Source organism: Bradyrhizobium sp. 18BD (assembly GCF_054185225.1).
In genome coordinates, this window is the sequence record NZ_JAVAYL010000018.1 from 12,465 (window position 1) to 32,663 (window position 20,199).

The 20,199-nt window shown below is 66.5% G+C and carries 18 protein-coding genes; 8 read left to right on the forward strand and 10 right to left on the reverse strand.

What is annotated here, in order from left to right; genetic code table 11:
• The first annotated feature begins 201 nt into the window (after positions 1–201).
• Positions 202–1,068, forward strand: coding sequence for a S1C family serine protease (locus RAD16_RS28495; protein ID WP_458161149.1), 867 nt, complete (start codon positions 202–204; stop codon positions 1,066–1,068).
• Positions 1,065–1,436: a response regulator transcription factor gene (locus RAD16_RS28500; protein ID WP_458161150.1), complete on the forward strand. Its 372-nt coding sequence runs from the start codon at positions 1,065–1,067 to the stop codon at positions 1,434–1,436. Before RAD16_RS28495 ends, RAD16_RS28500 begins: the two co-directional genes overlap by 4 nt.
• Here RAD16_RS28500 and RAD16_RS28505 read toward each other — a convergent pair.
• From RAD16_RS28505 to RAD16_RS28520, 4 genes are all read right to left on the reverse strand, one after another.
• Positions 1,431–2,501: a sensor histidine kinase gene (locus RAD16_RS28505; protein WP_458161151.1), complete on the reverse strand. Its 1,071-nt coding sequence runs from the start codon at positions 2,499–2,501 to the stop codon at positions 1,431–1,433. The genes RAD16_RS28500 and RAD16_RS28505 overlap by 6 nt on opposite strands.
• Positions 2,488–3,180, reverse strand: coding sequence for a response regulator transcription factor (locus tag RAD16_RS28510; RefSeq protein WP_458161152.1), 693 nt, complete (start codon positions 3,178–3,180; stop codon positions 2,488–2,490). The genes RAD16_RS28505 and RAD16_RS28510 overlap by 14 nt, the downstream gene beginning before the upstream one ends.
• Positions 3,181–3,280: 100 nt before the next feature.
• The gene (locus tag RAD16_RS28515) at positions 3,281–3,838 is read right to left on the reverse strand and encodes a hypothetical protein (protein ID WP_458161153.1); all 558 of its coding nucleotides are present in this window, start codon (positions 3,836–3,838) and stop codon (positions 3,281–3,283) included.
• 294 nt (positions 3,839–4,132) lie between these two features.
• A complete protein-coding gene (locus RAD16_RS28520) occupies positions 4,133–6,472 on the reverse strand; it encodes a Tex family protein (protein WP_458161154.1) in 2,340 nt (779 codons plus the stop codon).
• Positions 6,473–7,638: 1,166 nt separating this feature from the next.
• On the opposite strand from RAD16_RS28520, the gene atzD reads away from it, so the two are divergent.
• Both atzD and RAD16_RS28530 read left to right on the forward strand, forming a co-directional pair.
• On the forward strand, positions 7,639–8,745 hold the full coding sequence (gene atzD / locus RAD16_RS28525) for a cyanuric acid amidohydrolase (protein WP_458161155.1): 1,107 nt from the start codon (positions 7,639–7,641) through the stop codon (positions 8,743–8,745).
• Positions 8,746–8,856: 111 nt separating this feature from the next.
• Positions 8,857–10,332 (forward strand): amidase, encoded by a 1,476-nt coding sequence (locus RAD16_RS28530; protein ID WP_458161156.1) that lies wholly within the window; start codon positions 8,857–8,859, stop codon positions 10,330–10,332.
• 12 nt (positions 10,333–10,344) lie between these two features.
• Here the strand turns inward: RAD16_RS28530 and RAD16_RS28535 are convergent, their stop codons facing one another.
• Positions 10,345–10,890 (reverse strand): peptidoglycan-binding domain-containing protein, encoded by a 546-nt coding sequence (locus tag RAD16_RS28535; RefSeq protein WP_458161157.1) that lies wholly within the window; start codon positions 10,888–10,890, stop codon positions 10,345–10,347.
• Between the two features lie 86 nt (positions 10,891–10,976).
• Entirely contained in the window at positions 10,977–11,294 is a 318-nt protein-coding gene (locus RAD16_RS28540) for a hypothetical protein (protein ID WP_458161158.1), read from the reverse strand.
• A gap of 144 nt (positions 11,295–11,438) precedes the next feature.
• On the opposite strand from RAD16_RS28540, the gene RAD16_RS28545 reads away from it, so the two are divergent.
• Both RAD16_RS28545 and RAD16_RS28550 read left to right on the forward strand, forming a co-directional pair.
• Positions 11,439–12,347 carry a PaaI family thioesterase gene (locus RAD16_RS28545; RefSeq protein WP_458161159.1) on the forward strand — a complete coding sequence of 303 codons (909 nt, stop codon included), beginning with the start codon at positions 11,439–11,441 and terminating at the stop codon, positions 12,345–12,347.
• 68 nt (positions 12,348–12,415) lie between these two features.
• A complete protein-coding gene (locus RAD16_RS28550) occupies positions 12,416–12,781 on the forward strand; it encodes a hypothetical protein (protein WP_458161161.1) in 366 nt (121 codons plus the stop codon).
• Here the strand turns inward: RAD16_RS28550 and poxB are convergent.
• The 3 genes from poxB to RAD16_RS28565 all read right to left on the reverse strand — a co-directional run bounded on the left by poxB (position 12,778) and on the right by RAD16_RS28565 (position 16,156).
• Positions 12,778–14,514 carry a ubiquinone-dependent pyruvate dehydrogenase gene (gene poxB, locus RAD16_RS28555; RefSeq protein ID WP_458161162.1) on the reverse strand — a complete coding sequence of 579 codons (1,737 nt, stop codon included), beginning with the start codon at positions 14,512–14,514 and terminating at the stop codon, positions 12,778–12,780. The genes RAD16_RS28550 and poxB overlap by 4 nt on opposite strands.
• An 81-nt stretch (positions 14,515–14,595) precedes the next feature.
• Positions 14,596–15,228, reverse strand: a complete 633-nt coding sequence (locus RAD16_RS28560; RefSeq protein ID WP_458161164.1) for a 2-dehydro-3-deoxy-6-phosphogalactonate aldolase — start codon at positions 15,226–15,228, stop codon at positions 14,596–14,598.
• 13 nt (positions 15,229–15,241) lie between these two features.
• A complete protein-coding gene (locus RAD16_RS28565; RefSeq protein ID WP_458161165.1) occupies positions 15,242–16,156 on the reverse strand; it encodes a 2-dehydro-3-deoxygalactonokinase in 915 nt (304 codons plus the stop codon).
• 219 nt (positions 16,157–16,375) lie between these two features.
• Between RAD16_RS28565 and RAD16_RS28570 the strand changes: the two genes are divergently transcribed.
• Positions 16,376–17,473: an LLM class flavin-dependent oxidoreductase gene (locus RAD16_RS28570; protein WP_458161166.1), complete on the forward strand. Its 1,098-nt coding sequence runs from the start codon at positions 16,376–16,378 to the stop codon at positions 17,471–17,473.
• Positions 17,474–17,530: 57 nt separating this feature from the next.
• The gene (locus tag RAD16_RS28575; protein WP_458161167.1) at positions 17,531–18,100 is read left to right on the forward strand and encodes a flavin reductase family protein; all 570 of its coding nucleotides are present in this window, start codon (positions 17,531–17,533) and stop codon (positions 18,098–18,100) included.
• Positions 18,101–18,302: 202 nt separating this feature from the next.
• Here RAD16_RS28575 and RAD16_RS28580 read toward each other — a convergent pair whose 3' ends face one another.
• Complete coding sequence (locus RAD16_RS28580) at positions 18,303–20,153, reverse strand: sigma-54-dependent Fis family transcriptional regulator (protein WP_458161168.1); 1,851 nt, start codon at positions 20,151–20,153, stop codon at positions 18,303–18,305.
• Between the last annotated feature and the right edge of the window lie 46 nt (positions 20,154–20,199).

The window sequence follows — 20,199 nt, forward strand, 5'->3', positions numbered from 1 at the left end:
TCGCGGAAACGATTTGAGGCCGGGCGGCGTAATTTCGGGATTGCTACACGTTCCCGTGAGCGGCTCCCAATCACATGTTCGTCGGCCGTGGTCTTACGGGAAGCGGCGTCGTGACCTTTTCTTGCCCCTTTCCTGCCCACCCGGCCAGTTTCGCAATCGGCCGCGACATCCCAGATTGGGGGAAGCTTACAGGAGCTTCCCATGCCCGACCTCACCCCTCTCACCTCGCTGTCGTCCGCGCTCGCGGACGTCGTGGCCGGCACGGCGCCATCAATCGTTTCCGTGCATTCACATCGCGCCCGCTCGACCGGCTTCGTCTGGAAGCCGGGCCTGATCATCACCGCCGACGAGGCGCTGGCCGACGAGGGCGACGTCCAGATCATGCTTGCCGACGGCAGCGCCGTCGCCGCCACGATCGCGGGCCGCGACCACACCACCGATATCGCGCTGCTGCGCACTGAGGCCAACCTCACGCCGATCAAGCTCGCCGCGACGGTCCCTCCCGTCGGCTCATTGTCGGTCGTGGTCGCCACCAATCGCGATGCCGCGAGCGCCGCGCTCGGGATGGTGTCGGCATCCGGCAAGGCCTGGCGCTCTCTGCGCGGCGGCGAGATCGATGCGCGGATCGGGCTCGACGTTCGCCTGCGTCCCAGCCAGGAGGGCGGGCTTGCGCTCAATGCGTCGGGCGAAGCTTTCGGCATGGCCGTGCTCGGCCCGCGGCGCGTCCTCGTCATTCCAACGGCGACGATCGAGCGCGTCGCGCCGCAGCTCGAGGCGCGCGGCCGCATCGCGCGCGGCTATCTCGGCCTCGGCCTCCAGCCGATCCGGCTCGACGACGGCATCGGCGCGATGGTGATGAATGTCGACAAGGCAGGGCCGGCCGCCGCGGCCGGCATCCGCCAGGGCGACGTGATCGTGGCGGTCAACGACCAGAAGCTCTCGGGCGTGCGCGCGCTGGCACGGACGCTGGGACCTGCGAGCGTCGGAACGGTCGTCGATGTCGCGGTTCACCGCGGCGGCGAGCCGGCCAGCTTCAAGGTCACGATCGGCGAGAGGCCCGAGGCGTGAGCGCGGACGCCATGCCGGAGATCGTGCTGTCGCTCGAGATTGACGATCCCGCCCTCGCCGACCGCCTCGCGACGCTGCTCGGCAGTGTCGCGGGGCTTCGCCTTGCCGCGCCGGGCGAGACCGCCAATGCGACCATCGTGACCCGCGATCCGCGCGCCATGCCGGAGGACATCGCACTGACGCAGCGCGAGCTCGACGTGCTGGCGCTGATGGCGGAGGGCGCCTCCAACAAGATGATCGCGCGGCAGCTCAACATCTCCGTGCACACCGTGAAATTCCACGTCGGCTCGCTGCTCGACAAGCTGGATGCGACCGGGCGCACTGATGCAGTGGCGCATGCGGCGCGCCGCGGCGTGATCGAGCTATGATTTTGCCGGGAAGCTGAGCCGGACCGTGAGGCCCGGCGCATTGTCGTGCAGCGCAATCTCGGCGCCATGCAGGCGCGCGACCGCGGCGACGAGGCTGAGCCCGAGGCCGTTGCCGGGCGTGTAGCGACTCTGCTCGAGCCGGTAGAAGCGCTTGAACACGTGATCGCGCTCCTCATTGGGAATGCCCGGACCGTCGTCGCTGATCGCGATGTCGGCGCCGCGATCGGCGCTGCGGCAAATCACCGTCACCTGCCCGCCCTTGCGGCCGTGCTTGATCGCGTTGTCGACGAGATTGGCGACGGCATCGAACAGCAGGTCGCGGTCGCCGGTGATCGCGACCTCGCGGTCGCCGCCGAGACTGAGACGGGTCTCGACCTGCTCAGCGGCGGCATCGTAGAGCTCGACCACCTCGCCGGCGATCTCGGCGAGATCGAGGCCGCGAAAGGCGCTGCGGCGGGCGCGGGTCTCGATCTCCGAGATCCGCGTGATGGAAGCGAACATGCCGAGCACGGCGTCGAGATCGGCGATGGTGTCGCCGATCAGCGCAGCATCGGCCTCGCTGTTGCGCGGAACATGATAGGCCTTCTCCAGTCGGCCGCGCATCCGCGTCAGCGGCGTGCGCAGATCGTGGGCGACGTTGTCGCTGACCTGCTTGACCTCGCCCATCAGCGTCTCGATGCGGTCCAGCATCTGGTTGAGGTTCTCGGCGACGCGGTCCCACTCGTCGTGGCTGCCGCGCAAGGGAATGCGCCGGTCGAGGCCGGACAGCATGATGGCGCGGCTGGTGGCGTTGATCTCCTCGATCCGCCCGACCGTGCGCCGCGTCACCAGCACGGCTGCGAGCCCGGCGAGCACGGCCAGCAGCACGGCGACTGAGACCATCGCGAGCTCGATCATCGCGGTGAAACCGCTGTGATCTCCGACGTCGCCGACGCGGCTCCGCACATAGGCGAGCGTGCCCAAATAGACATAGGTCATGATCGCTGCGACGATCAGCCCGAACGTCGCGATCGCGATCAGCGCCAGACGGAAGGTCGAGGAGCGGAGCGTCTTAGCCAGGAGCACGGAGACAATATCCGATGCCGCGGATGGTGTGGATCAGCGGATAGGCCTGGGCATCGTCGACCTTGCGGCGGACGCGGCCGACATAGACGTCGATGATGTTGGTGGAGGGATCGAAATGCAGGTCCCAGACATGCTGGAGCAGCATCGCGCGCGAGACGACGCGGCCCTCGTTGCGGACGAGATATTCGAGCAGCTGGAATTCGCGCGGCAGCAGCGGAATCTTGCGGCCGTGGCGGGAGGCGCTGCGTGTGATCAGGTCGACGGCGAGATCGCCCACCCGCAGGACCGTCTCCTTGGCGACGGTTTCACTGCGGCGGCCCAAGGCTTCGAGACGGGCCAGCAGCTCGACGAAGGAGAACGGCTTGACGAGATAATCGTCGCCGCCGGCGCGCAGGCCGCGGACGCGGTCGTCGACTTCGCCGAGCGCGGAGATGATCAGGAAGGGCGCGGCGATGCCGTCGTCGCGCAACTGGCGCATCACGGTGATGCCGTCGATGTCGGGCAGCATGCGGTCGATGGTGATCACGGCATAATCGCGGGCGACGCCCTGACTCAGGGCCTCGCGTCCCGTGGCTGCGAGATCGACCTCGTAGCCGGAGGTCGTCAACTCCTCGGCGAGCTGGCCTGCGGTTTCCGGATCGTCCTCGACGACCAGAATGCGGCGGTGACCTCCAGTCATGCAAGACTCCGCGCGACGATCGCCATCAGACTATCCCGTTCCGGGGCTGAGCGGAACTGCCCGATGGCGATCGCGACAATGGTGCGGTACGGCGATGCGACTACCAATAGTCTCCGCACACATTGACCCATTGCCATCCATAGGACGTCCAGCCCCTGCGCCAGCAACCATCGTCGTAGTAGTTGGCGTAGTAGAAGGGCGCGCCGAAGACGGCGAAACGACGGAAGTGATTGTGGCGGAAGAAGAAGGCATGCCGGCCGATGAAGGGGCGGCCGTGCCAGCCGGCGCCCGCGAAGCCCGGCCTCATCGCCGCATGTGCGAAGCGCGCGCCGCCGAAAGCTGGACCCCCGACATGGGCGAAGCGAGCGCCGCCGAAGGCCGGGCCGACAGCGGCAAAACGGGCACCGCCGAAGCCGCCGCCACGCATGCCACCGAAGCCGCCCGCGTGCATCCCGCCGCCGAAATGCCCGCCGCCGCCACCGAAATGTCCGCCGCCGAAGCCACCGCCACCGAAGCCGCCGTGCCCGCCACCACCGAAGCCGCCACCGCCGTGGCCGCCACCACCGCCACCGCCGCCACGCGCCAGCACCGGTGAAGCGACCGCCACCATCGCTGCGAGCGCTGCCGCGGTGAGGCCTTTGAGAAGCCTGTTGTTCATCGAAGCATCCTCCGTACAGCGCGGCAGTCTCCATGCCGCGCGAGGAGGACCAGATGAAAGGAAGCGACAGGCCGCTTCAACTTACAAAGGCGCCAGATTCTGACGCGGAAGTTAGGGAGAGGCCCCCGCTCCCTCCCCGTCATTGCGAGGAGCCCTTGCGACGAAGCAATCCAGACCGCTTCGGTGGAGGGATTCTGGATTGCTTCGCTTCGCTCGCAATGACGACGTGGATGGAGCTCTCCGTACGTCGCGCAGTTAACCTCTCCCCGCAAAGTGCGGGGAGAGGTTGGAAGCTTACGCCCGCTTGCCGTTGTTCTTCTCCGCGGCGCGGCGCATCGCTTCGGCGAGCGCGCCGCCGCCGCCGGACGACTCCTGCTTGCGCGGGGCCGAGGAGGTCATGCGGGCGGGGTTGCGCGAACCGTTGTCGCGCTGCATGCCGGGGGCGTCCTTCTTGGCGCCGACCTCGTCGTCGAGGCGCAGCGTCAGCGAGATGCGCTTGCGGGCGACCTCGAAGTCCAGCACCTTCACCTTGACGATGTCGCCGGGCTTCACCACCTCGCGCGGATCCTTGATGTAGTTCCTGGACATCGCGGAGATGTGCACGAGGCCGTCCTGGTGGACGCCGATGTCGACGAAAGCTCCGAAGGCTGCGACGTTGGTCACGGTGCCCTCGAGGATCATACCCTTCTGGAGATGCTTGATCTCCTCGACACCTTCCTTGAACACCGCGGCCTTGAACGCCGGACGCGGATCACGGCCGGGCTTTTCAAGCTCGCGCAGAATGTCGGTGACGGTCGGCAGACCGAAGGTCTCGTCGACGAAATCCTTCGGCTTCAGCGTACGCACGATCTCGCTGCTGCCGATCAGCGCCTTGATGTCGCTCTTGGTCGCCTCGAGGATGCGCCGCACCACCGGATAGGCTTCGGGATGGACGCCGGAGGCGTCGAGCGGGTCCTCGCCGCCGAGGATGCGCAGGAAGCCGGCGCACTGCTCGAACGCCTTCGGCCCGAGCCGCGGCACCTCCTTGAGCGCCTTGCGCGACTTGAACGGACCGTTGGCGTCGCGGTGCGCCACGATGCTCTGGGCAAGGCCCGAGCCGACACCGGACACGCGGGCCAGAAGCGGCGCAGAAGCAGTGTTGACGTCGACGCCGACCGCGTTCACGCAGTCTTCGACCACGGCATCGAGCGACTTTGCGAGCTTGGCCTGGCCGAGATCGTGCTGATACTGGCCGACGCCGATCGCCTTGGGCTCGATCTTGACCAGCTCGGCGAGCGGATCCTGCAGTCGCCGCGCGATCGAGACCGCGCCGCGCAGGGTGACGTCGAGACCCGGCAGCTCCTCCGAGGCGTAGGCCGAGGCCGAATAGACCGACGCGCCGGCTTCCGACACCACGATCTTGTTCATCTTCAGCTCGGCCAGGCCCTTGACCAGCTCGCCCGCGAGCTTGTCGGTCTCGCGCGAGGCGGTGCCGTTGCCGATCGCGATCAGCTCGACGCGGTGCTTGATCGCAAGCTTGCCGAGGATCGCGAGCGCCTCGTTCCACTGCCGCTGCGGCTCGTGCGGATAGATCACGGCGGTATCGACCACCTTGCCGGTCGCGTCGGTCACCGCGACCTTGACGCCGGTGCGGTAGCCCGGATCGAGGCCCATGGTGGCGCGGGTGCCGGCGGGCGCGGCGAGCAAGAGGTCGCGCAGGTTCGAGGCGAACACGCGCACGGCCTCGGTCTCGGCCGCATTCCACAGCCGCATGCGCAGATCGATGTTGAGATGCACCTGGATCTTGGTGCGCCAGGCCCAGCGCACGGTGTCGATCAGCCAGCGGTCGCCGGCGCGCTTGAGGTCGGCGATGCCGAAGCGCTTCATGATCTTCAATTCATAGGCGCCCGGGACTCCGGCCGGCGGCGCCTCGGCTTCGGCCTGGATCTGCAGGTCGAGGATCTCTTCCTTCTCGCCGCGGAACATCGCGAGGATGCGGTGCGAAGGCAGTTTCGTCAGCGGCTCGGAGAACTCAAAATAGTCGGCAAACTTCTCGCCCTCGGTCTTCTTGCCGTCGCGCACCTTGGAGGCCATGCGCGCATTGGTCCACATGTCCTCGCGCAGCGCGCCGATCAAATCGGCGTCCTCGTCGAAGCGTTCGACCAGGATGGCGCGGGCGCCGTCGAGCGCCGCGACGGCGTCGGCAACACCCTTCTCGGCGTTGATGAAGCCCTCGGCGACGACCTTGGGATCGTTGCCGGGCTCGGCGATGAGCTGGTTGGCGAGCGGCTCGAGGCCGGCTTCCTTGGCGATCTCGGCCTTGGTGCGGCGCTTCGGCTTGAACGGGAGGTAGATGTCTTCGAGGCGCGCCTTGCTGTCGGCAGCCATGATCGAGGCCTCCAGCGCGGCATCGAGCTTGCCCTGCTCGCGGACTGATTCGAGGATCGCCTTGCGGCGGTCTTCCAGCTCCCGCAGGTAAACCAGGCGTTCCTCCAGGGTCCGCAATTGCGCGTCGTCGAGCGCACCGGTCGCTTCCTTGCGGTAGCGCGCGATGAAGGGAACCGTGGCGCCGCCGTCGAGCAGCGTCACCGCCGCCTCGACCTGCTCCGCCCGAACCCCAAGCTCCTGCGCAATTTTCTGGTTGATATTTGCCACGCGAGATTTCCTCTATATTCCAAGCACGCGACACAGACCGAAATCCGGCCGCGGGACGCCGCTTATGGACCAACCGAGGTTGATTCATCAAGGTGCGGCGCGCAACCGTCGACAGAGGATTTTTTTGTTGATCCGATGCGATCTCGCCACAATCGTGGGGATGCCGGTAGGACTTGCTCTTGCTTTGATCGAGATATCCGCTCCGTCATCCTGAGGTGCCGGAGCGTAGCGGAGGCCTCGAAGGATGAACGGCCCGGATGCAGCCGGGCCGTCGCCCTTCGAGGCTTGCTCCGCGACGCTATCGCGCCGCAGAGCGCGCACCTCAGGGTGACGGCGATGGTATTGCGCCTGCGGCGGCCTCGGCGTCATTGCGAGCGCAGCAAAGCAATCGCGCAGCAAGTAGACACACCTTCGCATCCTCGCGGCTCATCTCGCCCGAGCTTTGCCTGGTCACATCACCCTCCTTTGTCAGAGGGCGCAGGGAAGACCGGGTGCCGGCCGGGCACCCACGGTCCACTGTGCGAAAGGTGGCGAAGAAGCTGCACAGCGGCATACAGGTGAAGCCTAACAACCGGCCTTCCCTGCGCAGTGGGTTTACGGCTTATGCCGAGCTCTCCCCGGGGAGCGATGCACTATTGCCCCCGTCGCCTTGCGGATGGCTGATGCCTGGGCCCGGTTGGGCCGCGACATCACCACAAGACTTGGCGCACAGACCCCGGGCGCCAGGACGACACGGTTTTACCGTACGCAGAACCCACCGGTCGTATGCGCGATGGTCCTCGCTCACGGTTGCCCGCCCTGCGATGCCCGTCGCGCCGGTGTGGTCCTGCGTCCACCACGGCTCACCCCGCGTTCGTGACGATCGCGATACGCCCCTCTGACAGGGGTGAGGTGGCGGGAGAATGCGACAAAGCCGAATTTCTGTAAAGGCGAATATTTTGACGGTGACGATTGACCCGGCGGTTGGGTGTTTTGCCCGACGGGCAACGCAAGCTCTCGTAGCCCGGATGGAGCGCAGCGTAATCCGGGACCCCTGTGGCCGCGGAGACAAATCCCGGATTGCGCTTCGCTCCATCCGGGCTACGGACCGTTCGAACCTTGACATCCACCCCCGTTCCACGGCTGGTGGGCCTGCCGGACTACCGAACGCCCTACAAGGACACTTCATGCGCACCACATCGGTCGGCGTGTTCAAGATCGCCACCAAGGGCCCCGGCGACGTCTCCGGCCTCATGGCCCTGATCGTTTCAGGCGCGATCGATCCGGCATCCATCCTGGCCATCCTCGGCAAGACCGAGGGCAATGGCGGCGTCAACGATTTTACACGCGAGTATGCCGTCGCTGCGCTGTGCACGGCGCTGGCGCCGAAGCTCGGCCTGTCGCCGGAGGCGGTCGAGCAGCGCATCGCCTTCGTGATGTCCGGCGGCACCGAAGGCGTGCTCAGCCCGCACATCACTGTGTTCACGCGCCGCGAGGCCGAGCGACCGGCCGGCATGTCGGGCAAGCGGCTGAGTATCGGCATGGCCCACACCCGCGATTTCCTGCCTGAAGAGCTCGGCCGCACCGCGCAGATCACGGAGACGGCGAAAGCCGTGCAGGCCGCGATGACGGATGCCGGCATCACCGATCCCGCTGACGTCCATTTCGTCCAGATCAAGTGCCCGCTACTCACCAGCGAACGTGTCGAGGCCGCGAACGCGCGCGGCAACAAGACGGCGACGACAAGCTCCTACAGCTCGATGGCCTATTCGCGCGGCGCCTCCGCGCTCGGGGTTGCAGTCGCGCTCGGCGAGATCTCTCCCGATCTGCGCGACCAGGACGTGCTGCACCGCTACGATCTGTTCTCGAAGGTGGCCTCCACCTCATCAGGGATCGAGCTGATGCACAACGTCGTCATCGTGCTCGGCAATTCGGAGACATCCGCGAGCGAATTCGAGATCGGGCATGCCGTGATGAACGACGCCATCGATGCCCCCGCGGTGGTGGCGGCGCTGAACAGCGTCGGCCTTAACATCGCACCGCAAGCCGCCACGGGCCGCGAGCTCGTCAACATCTTCGCCAAGGCCGAGGCCTCGCCCGACGGCAGCGTGCGCGGCTGTCGCCACACCATGCTTGAAGACACCGATATCAGCTCGACACGCCATGCCCGTGCGGCGGTCGGCGGCCTCATCGCCGGCCTGGCCGGCACCAGTGCGGTCTACATCTCCGGCGGCGCCGAGCACCAGGGCCCCGCCGGCGGCGGGCCGGTTGCAGTGATCGCGCGCCTGTCTTAAGGACGCCGCGACCTCTCCGCCCGGCGCAACCCTGCCCTTCGTGCCGGCTCAGTTGATTCATGCGGGCCCTTGCGAAAAAGGTGGCGCTGCTACCCAAGGGGATTTGACTTCATGACTTTGCCGATGAGCTGGAACGAATGGACGCAGCACGATGGCGTCGGCCTTGCGGCACGCGTCCGCAAGGGTGAGCTGTCGGCAAAGGAATTGGCACGTCAGGCCGCAGCCGCCGTGGCCAAGGTCAATCCAACGCTGTCGGGCGTGGTCGAGCTGTTCGAGGACGTGATCGCCGATCCCGCCAAGGATGGCGCCAACCTCGCCGGTCCGTTCGCCGGCCTGCCCTTCCTGATGAAGGATCTGGGGCCGACCATGAAAGGCCGGCTACAGGAGATGGGCTCGCTGCTGATGCGCGGTAATCGCGCCGCGGCCGACACGTTCCTCACCGGCAAATTCCGCCAGGCGGGGCTCAATTTGATCGGACGCACCACGACGCCGGAGTTCGGCGTGTGCAGCTCGGCCGACAATCCGGCGGTCTATGTCACCCGCAATCCCTGGAATACCGACTACACCACCTGCGGTTCCTCGGCCGGCAGCGCGGCGATGGTCGCAGCCGGCGTGGTGCCGATCGCGCATGCGACCGACGGCGGCGGCTCGATCCGCATTCCCGCCGGCGTCAACGGCAACATCGGCCTGAAGGTCTCGCGCGGCGTGTTCTCGCTGGCGCCGCACATGTCCGACCTCACCGGCCTCGTCTCGATCCAGGGCTGCCAGTCGCGCTCGGTGCGCGACACCGCCGCCTTCGTCGATCACGCCCGCGGGCCCGCGCCCGGCGAGTTCATGCCGTTCTGGACCACCGCGCAGCCCTATTCGGAGATGATCAAGCGCGATCCGTCAAAACTCCGCATCGCGCTGTCCCACACCTGGGGCGACTACACCGCGACGCCGGAGATCGCAGCCGAGCTGGAGAAGACCGGCCGCTTCCTCGAAGGCCTCGGTCATCACGTCGACTACGCGCTGCCGGAGCTCGACTTCCGCGCCGCGTTCGCGGCGCAGACCACCTGCTACATCTCGAACTTTTCGGTCGTGATCTCCAACATGCTGGCCGCGCGCGGGCTGGAGCGTCCGCCGGAGGATCTCGTCGAGCCGATGAACATCCGCATCTGGGAAGCTGGACTTCACACCAGCTTCGCCGACCGGGCCAGGATGCAGGCGGTGTTCAACACGACCTCGCGCGGCTTCGGCAGCTTCTTCGAGCAGTGGGACGTGATCCTGACGCCGATCACGGCGCTGCCGACGCCCAAGGTCGGCACCAAGGAATACCTCACCATCTCCGACAACCCTGATGTGCTCGACTGGTTCGGCAATCTCTGGCGCTTCTTCGCCTTCACGCCGCTCGCCAACCTCTGCGGCATGCCGGCGATCTCGATGCCGATGGCAAGCCAGGATCACGGCCTGCCGCTCGGCATCCAGGCGATCGCCAAGCAGGCCAATGACGGCCTGCTGCTGCAACTCGCCGCCCAGATCGAGCGCGCGCTCGATGGCAAGTGGAACGGCGGCAAGAAGCCGAAGGTGCATGTCGTGAACGGATGAGCGGAGACCCGCTCATGGTTTTGGCTTGGCCGCATCGTCCGGCGGCCAGGTACCCGCAGCCTTCGTATATTCGCTCTTGATCCGGTCGAAGGTGATGGGTCCAATGATCCCATCACCAAGAAGGCCCTGCCCGACCTGGAAATCCGCGATCGCTCTGCGATAGCCGCCGCCGGCGGCGTCGTCATCGATCGCGCCCTTGTAAGTGCCCAGGCGCGACAAGGCAGTCTTGCCAAGCTTTGGAGGGATCACGTCGCGCGGCGCGGCGAAGTCGGGCAACGCCTGCGGATTCTGAGCCAGCGCGGAAATTTTCTCCGCGCTGAACTGGTTGATCAATCCCGCGTCCACCAGAAATTTGAGATTCTGCGCGGCCTCTTTCTTGTCGGCCACGGCAAGCGCTTTCTCGATCAGCGAGAACTCGAATTTCTCGCGTTCGAGCCGCGTGTTCCAGAAGCCCTGCAAGACCGCGCCGACGCCCGTTCCGACCAGCCCCACAAGGGCCAGCAACAATGGCGATGTCACCCAAAACGGGGCGACAGATCTCGGTTCTGCATCCGGCATCGGAGCCTCCGCGGTGCTCCGAGGAGATTAGCGCGGCGGGACGATCAACGGTAGTAGCTGCACCACTCTGAAACCGCCGTGCAGCCTCAGTTCTTCACCGCCGGGATGTCCTCCGCCGGTTGCTGCTGGCCCTGCTTGTACATCGCGAGCGCCTTGTCGAGCGCTTCGCGCAGCGCCAGCGCGGCGGGCACGCTGCAGCGCAGATGCGCGGTCTGGACCACGTCGACCCTGACGGCGGCGCCGACCGGCATCAGCAGGTTGGCGGCAAGCTCGATCTGGATCGCGCCGTTGTGGTGGCCGAAGCAGGATGCGCCGTCGAAATAGATGATCGGTGCCCGCTCCGAGCTCGAGCTGGAAATGGTGACGGGCCCCGGGTTGGTGGCGGGCGTTTCGGGGTCAGCCATGGGATACTCCTTGGGGTATTGGACGAACGCCCACCATCGTTGCTTCGGCCGGCCCTGTCGAGGCCAAACCGGCCGTGCAGGGCGCCCGTGCGGCGATGCATGCGGGGTTTTGCGCGGCGCCCAACACTGGTCTAGAACGTTGTCATGTCCACGCCACCGACCACGCTCCCGTTCGAGGAACTCGCCGAGGCGATCAAGGGCCGCCGTTCCGATTACGGCCATATCAGCGGGCTGCAGCTCGACCGCTTCGCGCCCGGCGAGGCCTGGTCCAGCCTGCCCTACCGTCCCGTCTTCGTCGGCGACACCGAGACCGGCGTGCTGCATGGCGGCGTCGTCACCGCGATGCTGGACGAGAGCTGCGGCATGGCGGTGCAACTTGCGCTCGACGGCACGCGCGCGATCGCAACCCTGGATTTGCGCATCGACTATCAGAAGCCGGCGACCCCGGGCCTCGACATCAAGGCGCATTCGGTCTGCTACCGCACCACGCGCTCGATCGCCTTCGTGCGCTCGACGGCCTATCAGGAGTCCGAGGACGATCCGGTCGCGACCGCGACCGCCTGCTTCATGATCGGCGCCAATCGCACCAACATGCTGGCCGACCGCAGGATGGATGCGCGCAGCATCCCGATGCTGGAGGCGCCCGACGATCCCGACGGACAGTTTGCGAGCAGCCCGTTCGCGCGCTGTCTCGGCATCCGCGTCAATGCGGACGGCACGACGACGATGCCGTTCTCGCCGAAAATCATCGGCAATCCGATCCTGCCCGCGATCCATGGCGGCATGACCGGCGCGTTCCTGGAGACGACCGCCATCATCGGGGTGGCGCGCGAGCTCGGCGCGGCCGCGCCGCCCAAGCCGATCGGACTCACTGTCAACTATCTCCGCTCGGGGCGTGCGCTCGATACCTTCGCCAACGTCTCGATCGTGAAGCAGGGCCGCCGCATCGTCGCCTTCGAGGCGCGCGCCTGGCAGGATGATTCGGACAAACCGATCGCCACCGCCTTCGGCCATTTCATGCTGCGTCCGACGCCTGGAAATGACGAGGAATAGGCGTATTTTACTTGACGGCCGGGGTTTGGAACCACAACGATAGCGCGTTCCCTGCGAGAGGTATTGGGTTGCGGCATCCGATCGACATCGTCGCCATGTTCGCCGCCATCTGGCTGCTGGCGTCGATGGTGCTCGACGCCTTGACGCCGAAGGAGCTGACGGCGGTGATGATCGCCATCGCCATCGGCCCCGCCATCGTCATCACCGCGATCTTCTACTATCTGCGCTGCCCGCGTACGGATTTCGCGGTGATCTTCGCCGCTCTCTGGCTGATCTCGGACATCGCCATCGCCTTCATCTCGCCGAAGGAGCTGCCGTATTTCCTGATCGCGCTCGGCTTCGTGCCGGCCGTGCTGATCGGCATCGTGTTGCACTGGCAGCGCTTCCAGCGCCGCCACGAGCAGTTGCCCGCGCCATCGGTGAAGCGCGGCTAGCGCGACAGCAGGTTCGTCTTTGCGAGGTCGATAACCTCGTCGCCACGGCCACTCATCACCGCGCGCAACACCCACAGGCTAAAACCCTTGACTTGTTCGGCCGTAATGGTCGGCGGCATCGACAGCTCCTGCTTGGCCGTGACGACGTCGAGCAGCGCCGGGCCGTTATGGGCCAGCATCTCCTTCATCGCGCCCGGCAGCTCGCCGGGATCCTCGACGCGCCTGGCGAAGATGCCCATGGCGCGCGCCATCGCGGCGAAATCTGGATTCTCCAGATCGACATTGGTGTCGACGAAGCCCGCGGCCTTCATCTCCAGCGCGACGAAGCCGAGCACGCCATTGTTGAAGACGACGACCTTCACCGGCAGCTTCATCTGTGTCAGCGTGATCAGATCGCCCATCAGCATGGTGAAGCCGCCGTCGCCCGACAGGGAAATGACCTGACGGCCGGGCTGCGCGGCCTGCGCGCCGATCGCCTGCGGCATCGCATTGGCCATCGAGCCGTGCACGAAGGAACCGATCAGCCGGCGGCGGCCGTTCATGTTGAGATAGCGCGCGGCCCACACGGTGGGCGTGCCGACATCGGCGGTGAACACTGCGTCTTCAGAGGCGTGGTCGCTGATGACCCTTGCCAGATATTGCGGATGGATCGGCTTGCTGCCAGGCGTGCCCTTGGCTAGGGAGTCGAGGCCTTCGCGCGCCTTCTTGTAATGCGCGATGGCGTCGTCGAGATGCTTGCGCTGCGTCTTGGGCTTGAGCAGTGGCAGCAACGCTTCGATCGTCAGCTTGACGTCGCCGACGAGACCGAGATCGATCTTGCAGCGGCGGCCGAGATTTTCCGGGCGGATGTCGATCTGTACGACCTTCGCATCATCAGGGAAGAACTGCTTGTAGGGAAAATCGGTCCCGAGCATCACCAGCGCGTCGCAGGCATGCATCGCAGCGTAGCCCGAGGAGAAGCCGATGAAGCCGGTCATGCCGACATCGTAAGGGTTGTCGTATTCGACATGCTCCTTGCCCCCGAGCGCGTGCACGATCGGGCTCTTGAGGCTTTCAGCGAGCTGCATCAGCGGCGCATGCGCGCCGGCACAGCCGCGGCCACAGAACAGCGTGATGCGCTCGGCGCCGTTGAGGAGGTCCGCCAGCGCCTTCAGCTCGTCGGCCTGCGGCACGACCTTTGGCGCTGCAAGCGAGAGCCCTCGCGTCGTCGACAACGCGCGCTTCGGCGGCGCGCGGAACGCGACGTCGCCGGGCATCGCGACCACGGCGACGCCGCGCAGGCCGACCGCGGCGCGAATCGCATTCTCCAGCACGAAGGGAAGCTGGCTCGAATCCGAGACCAGCTCGCAATAATGGCTGCACTCGCGGAAGAGGTTTTGCGGATGGGTTTCCTGGAAATAGCCGCCGCCGATCTCGGCGGTCGGAATCTGCGCCGCGATCGCCAGCACGGGGACGCGGCTGCGATGCGCGTCAAACAGGCCGTTGATCAGATGCAGATTGCCGGGACCGCAGGAGCCCGCGCAGACTGCGAGGCTCCCCGTCATCTCGGCTTCGCCGGCGGCCGCGAACGCCGCGACCTCCTCGTGCCGGACGTGGATCCACTCGATGGTGCCGCGGCGGCGCAGCGCCTCGGTGAGGGCGTTCAGGCTGTCGCCGACGATGCCGTAGATGCGCTTGACGCCGGCCTGTTCGAGCGTTGCCACGAACAAATCGGCCACGTTGTTGATTGCCATGTCGGTCTCCTGATCTCACCGGTAGCAGCAAGATAGGATAATGCGCGACCGTGACGGCATCACGGCTTGTTTATTGCCGGTTCAGCCTTTCACAATCGCCCGATCATAGGCCGTGATGGTCACTTTCGCGCGCGCAGCGACATCGGCGGCGGACATGCCGGGCTTGTAGAGGCTGGAGCCGAGCCCGAACGCGGTGACGCCGCCCTTGATGTATTCGGCAAAATTCTGATCGGAGACGCCGCCGACCGCGGCGATCATGATGCCTGCCGGCAGCACGGCGCGAATCGCGGCGATGCCGGAGGCACCCAGCACGCTCGCCGGAAAGAACTTCAGGCCCGATGCGCCGGAGCGCGCCGCGAGCAGCGCTTCGGTCGGCGAGAACACGCCCGGCAACGTCACCATGGCGTGCTGATGCGCGCGCGCCAGCACGTCCGTGTCGACATTCGGCGACACCATCAGCCTGCCGCCGGCATCGTCGAGACGATCGACGTCCGCGGCCGTCAGCACCGTGCCGGCGCCGATCAGCACGCCTGAAGGCGCGAGCTTTGCGGCGGTGGCGATCGAGCGGAACGGATCGGGCGAGTTCAGGGGAATCTCGATCGCGGTCATGCCGGCTTCGATCAGCACGCTGACGATCGCCTCGGTCTCCTCCGGCTTGACGCCACGGAGGATCGCGACCAGCGGGCGCTGCATCGGCGGAAAGGGAACGCTCATCTCAAAGATCCTTCTATTTCGTCCAGATCGCCGCAGCCGCCATCGACAGGCCGCGACGAACCGCATCGTCCGCATCGATCGGCTGCACGGTCACCGCCAATGCGTCGAAAGCGTGCCGGTACAGCGCGGCCAGCCGGCCCGACGCAATCAGCGTGATGACGGCCTTCGGCGCGCTGCCGGAGAGTCCTGCGGCCAGCTCGGTGCCGATCAGCGTGCCCGACAGCGTCTCGCGCGCCGCGGCCGGCGTGCCGCCGAACAGCAGCTGCCGCGACCGCGCCGTGAACAGAAGATTGGCCGCGAAGGCCGGCGCATCAAAGGCGGATTTCACCGCCGCCTTGAAGCTTGCGATATCTTCGGCCTCGTCCGCACCGGCAACCGCGAGCGACAAAATCGTCTCGCGCGAGACCACGCTGAAGAGCTCGCCGGTCATGAAGGTGGAGAAGTGCGCGACCGTGCCGTCCTTCACGCGCACCCATTTCGAATGCGTGCCGGGCATGCAGACCAATGCTTCGCCCGCTGCATCAAGACCAACCGCGCCGAGCAATTGCGTCTCCTCGCCGCGCATCACGTCAGGCGCGGCTACCTCGCGCTGCGCGATGCCCGGCAGGATGCGGATGTCGCGCGCCTCGCCCGGCACGCGCACGGCCTGCTTCAGGATGGCGGCGAGCGGCGCCGGCGTGTCGACATAGCCGGCCTCGACCCAGCCGGTCTTGGCCCCGGCCATGCCGCAGACGAGAGCGGGCAGATCAGCGGGGGCTTCGACAGCGGCAAGATGCGACTGCAGCACGCCGGAAAATCCGGCCTTCGCCGCCGCCAGCATGCCCTCGCCGCTGCGGCGCTCGGCCAGTACCTTGCCGGCGCGGTCGACCAGCCAGAGGCGAAAACTCGAGGTGCCCCAGTCCACCGCGACATAGGCGGGTTCGGTCATCGTCACGCGTATCCTTCGTCTCATGGGCAAGACGCCGTCTCGCGACAATGAGACGACGTCCGGCAAAGCTGCCCCGGGATATCGGGGATTGCGGCCGCAAACCAGCGTTTTATCGCGGGGTCAGGGGTGCGAGGCGCGCTGGCACACCGCTTGCTGAAGCTATCCCACTCACATCCGTGAACCGCGCAACAAGACGCGTCAATTGTGGAGAGGAAACCAATGGAGATCGGCTATTTCACGATGCCTTCGCATCCGCCGGAGTGCGGCCTGAAGGAAGGAAACGACTGGGACCTGCAGGTCATGCGCTGGCTCGACGAGCTCGGCTATCAGGAGGCCTGGGTCGGCGAGCACCACACCGCGCCTTGGGAACCCAATCCCACGCCGGACCTTCTGATCGCGCAGGCCCTGATGCAGACCAAGCGGATCCGCATCGGGCCGGGCGGCTTCCTGCTGCCCTATCACCATCCGGCCGAGCTCGCCAACCGCGTCGCGATGCTCGACCATCTCTCCGAAGGCCGGCTCAATTTCGGCGTCGCGGCCTCGGGCCTGCCGAGCGACTGGGCGATGTTCAACGTCGACGGCATGAGCGGGCAGAACCGCGACATGACCCGCGAGGCGCTGGAGATCATCCTCAAGCTGTGGACTGAACCTGCCCCTTTCACCCACAAGGGCAAGTTCTGGACGGTGACCAAGCCGGACACGATGTTCGACTTCCTCAAGCCCCACATCAAGCCGCTGCAGGCGCCGCATCCGCCGATCGGCGTTGCCGGGCTGTCGAAGAACTCGGACACGCTCAAGCTCGCCGGCGAGCGCGGCTTCATCCCGATGAGCCTCAACCTCAACCCGGCCTATGTCGGCAGCCATTGGGATTCGGTGGAGATCGGCGCTGCGAAGACCGGCCGCAAGCCGAACCGCCAGGACTGGCGGCTGGTGCGCGAGGTGTTCGTCGCCGATACCGACGAGGAGGCCTGGAGGCTCTCGACCGGCGACATGATGGGCCGGATGATGAGCGAGTACTTCCTGCCGCTGCTCGGCCATTTCGGCTTCAAGGATTATCTGAAGCACGCTCCTGACGTGCCCGACAGCGACGTCACCGTCGAATATTGCGCCAGGCGGAACTGGATCGTCGGCTCGCCCGCGACCGTCGCCGAGAAGATCGAGAAGATCTACGACGAGGTCGGCGGCTTCGGCGTGCTGCTGGTGTTCGGCTTCGACTACAAGCACAAGGCCGAGGCCTGGCATCACTCGCTCTCGCTGCTCGCCAACGAGGTGATGCCGCGCCTGAAGCATCTCGGCTCCGCGAAGAAGGCGGCTTGACCGAATGCGGGTGCGGCGCGAACCTGCCGCACCCGCCTCTATTTCGGAGATTTCCGCGTGACGGTCGACGCCCATCCTCTCGACGCGAAGGACTTCAAGCAGGCGATGCGCCAATGCGCCGGCGCAGTCGCGCTGGTCACGGTCGGCGCCGAGCACGGCAAGCGCACGGGCCTCACGGTAACGTCGGCCTGCTCGCTGTCGGATTCACCGCCGTCTCTCATCGTCTGCGTCAACCGCAACGCCAGCGCACACGTGCGTATCCGCGAGGAAGGCGCGTTTGCGATCAACTTCCTGCACGAGGATCACGCCCTGCTGGCGCTGACCTTCAGCGGCCAGAAGGGCGTCAACGGCGACGACCGCTTTGCATTCGGCCAATGGACGCGCGGCGTCACCGGCGCGCCGGTGCTGACCGATGCGGTCGCAGCCTTCGACTGCATAGTGGCACAGGAGTTCGAGACGAAGACGCATTCGATCTTCGTCGGCGAAGTCCGCAGCGTATCGCATTCGGCCACGGCGGCGCCGCTGGTTTACTTGCGCAGTAGCTTCCATACGCCGCAGGAAATCCGCGAGACTGTTTCAGTCGGCGACCTCGATTCACGACACCTGAGCTGGACGGATTTTTCGTAAGGCGCGCCAGAGGCTCGGTGCCTTTCCTTCTCCCCTTGCGGGAGAAGGTGGCGCGAAGCGCCGGATGAGGGGTTGCCTCAGCGAATTCAACTGCGCGCAGGTGCTCGCGGAGAGATACCCCTCACCCGTCTCGCCGCTTCGCGGCGAGCCACCCTCTCCCACAAGGGGAGAGGGGAAGAACGCGCGCCGCATGCAGCGAGCGTTACTGCGCCGTCTCGATCTTCAGCAGCTTGATCTTCCGATACAGCGTCGCGCGGCTGAGTTTCAGCGCGCGCGCCGCTTCGGTGACGCGGCCACCGTGCTTGCGGAGCGCTTCCACGATCGTCGCGCGCTCGGCCGCCTCGAGATCAGGCTCCGTCGTCCGCCCGCCGAACGGCGGCAGATCCAGATCCGCATCCGTGATCAAACCACCCTCCGCCGTGCAGCCGGCGAGCCGCAGCACATGACGGAGCTGGCGCATGTTGCCGGGGTAGGAATAGCCCGAGAGCAGCGCCCAGGCCTCGTCCGACAGGCGGCAATTCGGTGCCTCCTCGCGCGCGATCTGGCGGATGATGTCGTCCCGATCAGCGCGCTCACGCAGCGCCGGCAGCCTCACCTCCATGCCGCGCAGGCGGAAATAAAGGTCGGCGCGGAAAGCGCCCTCCTCGGCCATGCGGCCGAGGTCGCGATGGGTGGCGCTGATCAGGCGGATATCCACGGGCACCGGCTTGAGCGCGCCGAGCGGCCAGACCTCGCGGTTCTCCAGCACGCGCAGCAGACGCGTCTGCAGCGCGATCGGCATGTCGCCGATCTCGTCCAGAAACAGCGTGCCGCCGTCGGCCTGCACGATCAGGCCCTTCGAGCCGTCGCGCCGCGCACCGGTGAAGGCGCCGGCCTCGTAGCCGAACAGCTCGGCGTCGATCAGGCTCTCCGGCATCGCCGCACAGTTCAGCGCTACGTAATTGTTGCGGGCGCGGTTGCTGGCGGCGTGAATGGCGCGCGCGAACACGTCCTTGCCGACGCCGGTCTCGCCATGCAGCAGCACCGGCAGATTGTGGTCGCCGATGCTTCGCAGCCGCTTCACGCTCTTGACCAGGCCGGGATCGCGGCCGGCAAGCCGGTGCAGCGCGTCGAAGCGATCGACCGGCGCATCGCGGCGCGGCGCATGCGATTTCGTGCGCAGCGGCGGCGCGACATGGCTCTGCCCCAACGGACTGCCGTCGGCGCGACGCAGCTCGACAATCTCGTCCACGTTGCGCGAATGATCGAACTTGATGTAGCGCGACAGGTCGATGCCCGAGGCGATCAGACCGTCGGTGAGGCCGAGCAACGCACGGGCCGAGCGGCAGGCGCCGACGATGCGGCGGTCATCGTCATAGGCGAGCAGGCCGCTGCCGCCATCTCCCGGTACGGTCGCGATCCAGGCGTTGCGGAAATGGCTGCGAAAGATCGCGCCCTCCATCCGCCGCGTCGCCTCCATCGTCACCGCAAGCGCGAGCTGATGCGCGGCGCGCTCCAGATCCTCGCGGCAGGAGGTGATGTTGATGGCGCCGGCGAGCCGGCCCGCCTGGTCGAACAGCGGCGCCACCGCGCAGGAGAACATGTGCCACTGCGCACGAAAATGCTCGTCACGATGCACCAGGATCGGCTTCTGCTCGGCGAGGCAGGTCCCCAGACCGTTGGTGCCCTCGAAGGCCTCGGCAAAGTTCGAGCCGGTGTAGATCTTCCAGTCCATGAACGTCCGCGCATCGGCCTCGCCGGGCAGACGGCTGAACAGCATTGTCGCGTTCGCATCCGCGAGATTGACGCAGTAGCCGGCGTCGCGCAGCACGCGGGCGAGATCGTCGAGCTCCGGCGTGAGCAGCCGGATCGTCTGCTCCAGGGGCTCGGCGACGTGGCGGATCTCGGATTCGGTCAGCGTCTGCGGCGGGCCCTGGCGGGCGGGATCGAGCTTGTGGCTGATCAGGCAGCGGCGCCAGGAGTTCGCGATCCGCGACTCCGCGTCGACGTCGGCCACGTGATTGGCGACGGACAAGACACGGGCGACATGGTTCGAGGCCGAAAGGCTGGCCATCGCGGACGTCTCCACCCTGTATTATTGTGCAAAGTCTGGCAGCACG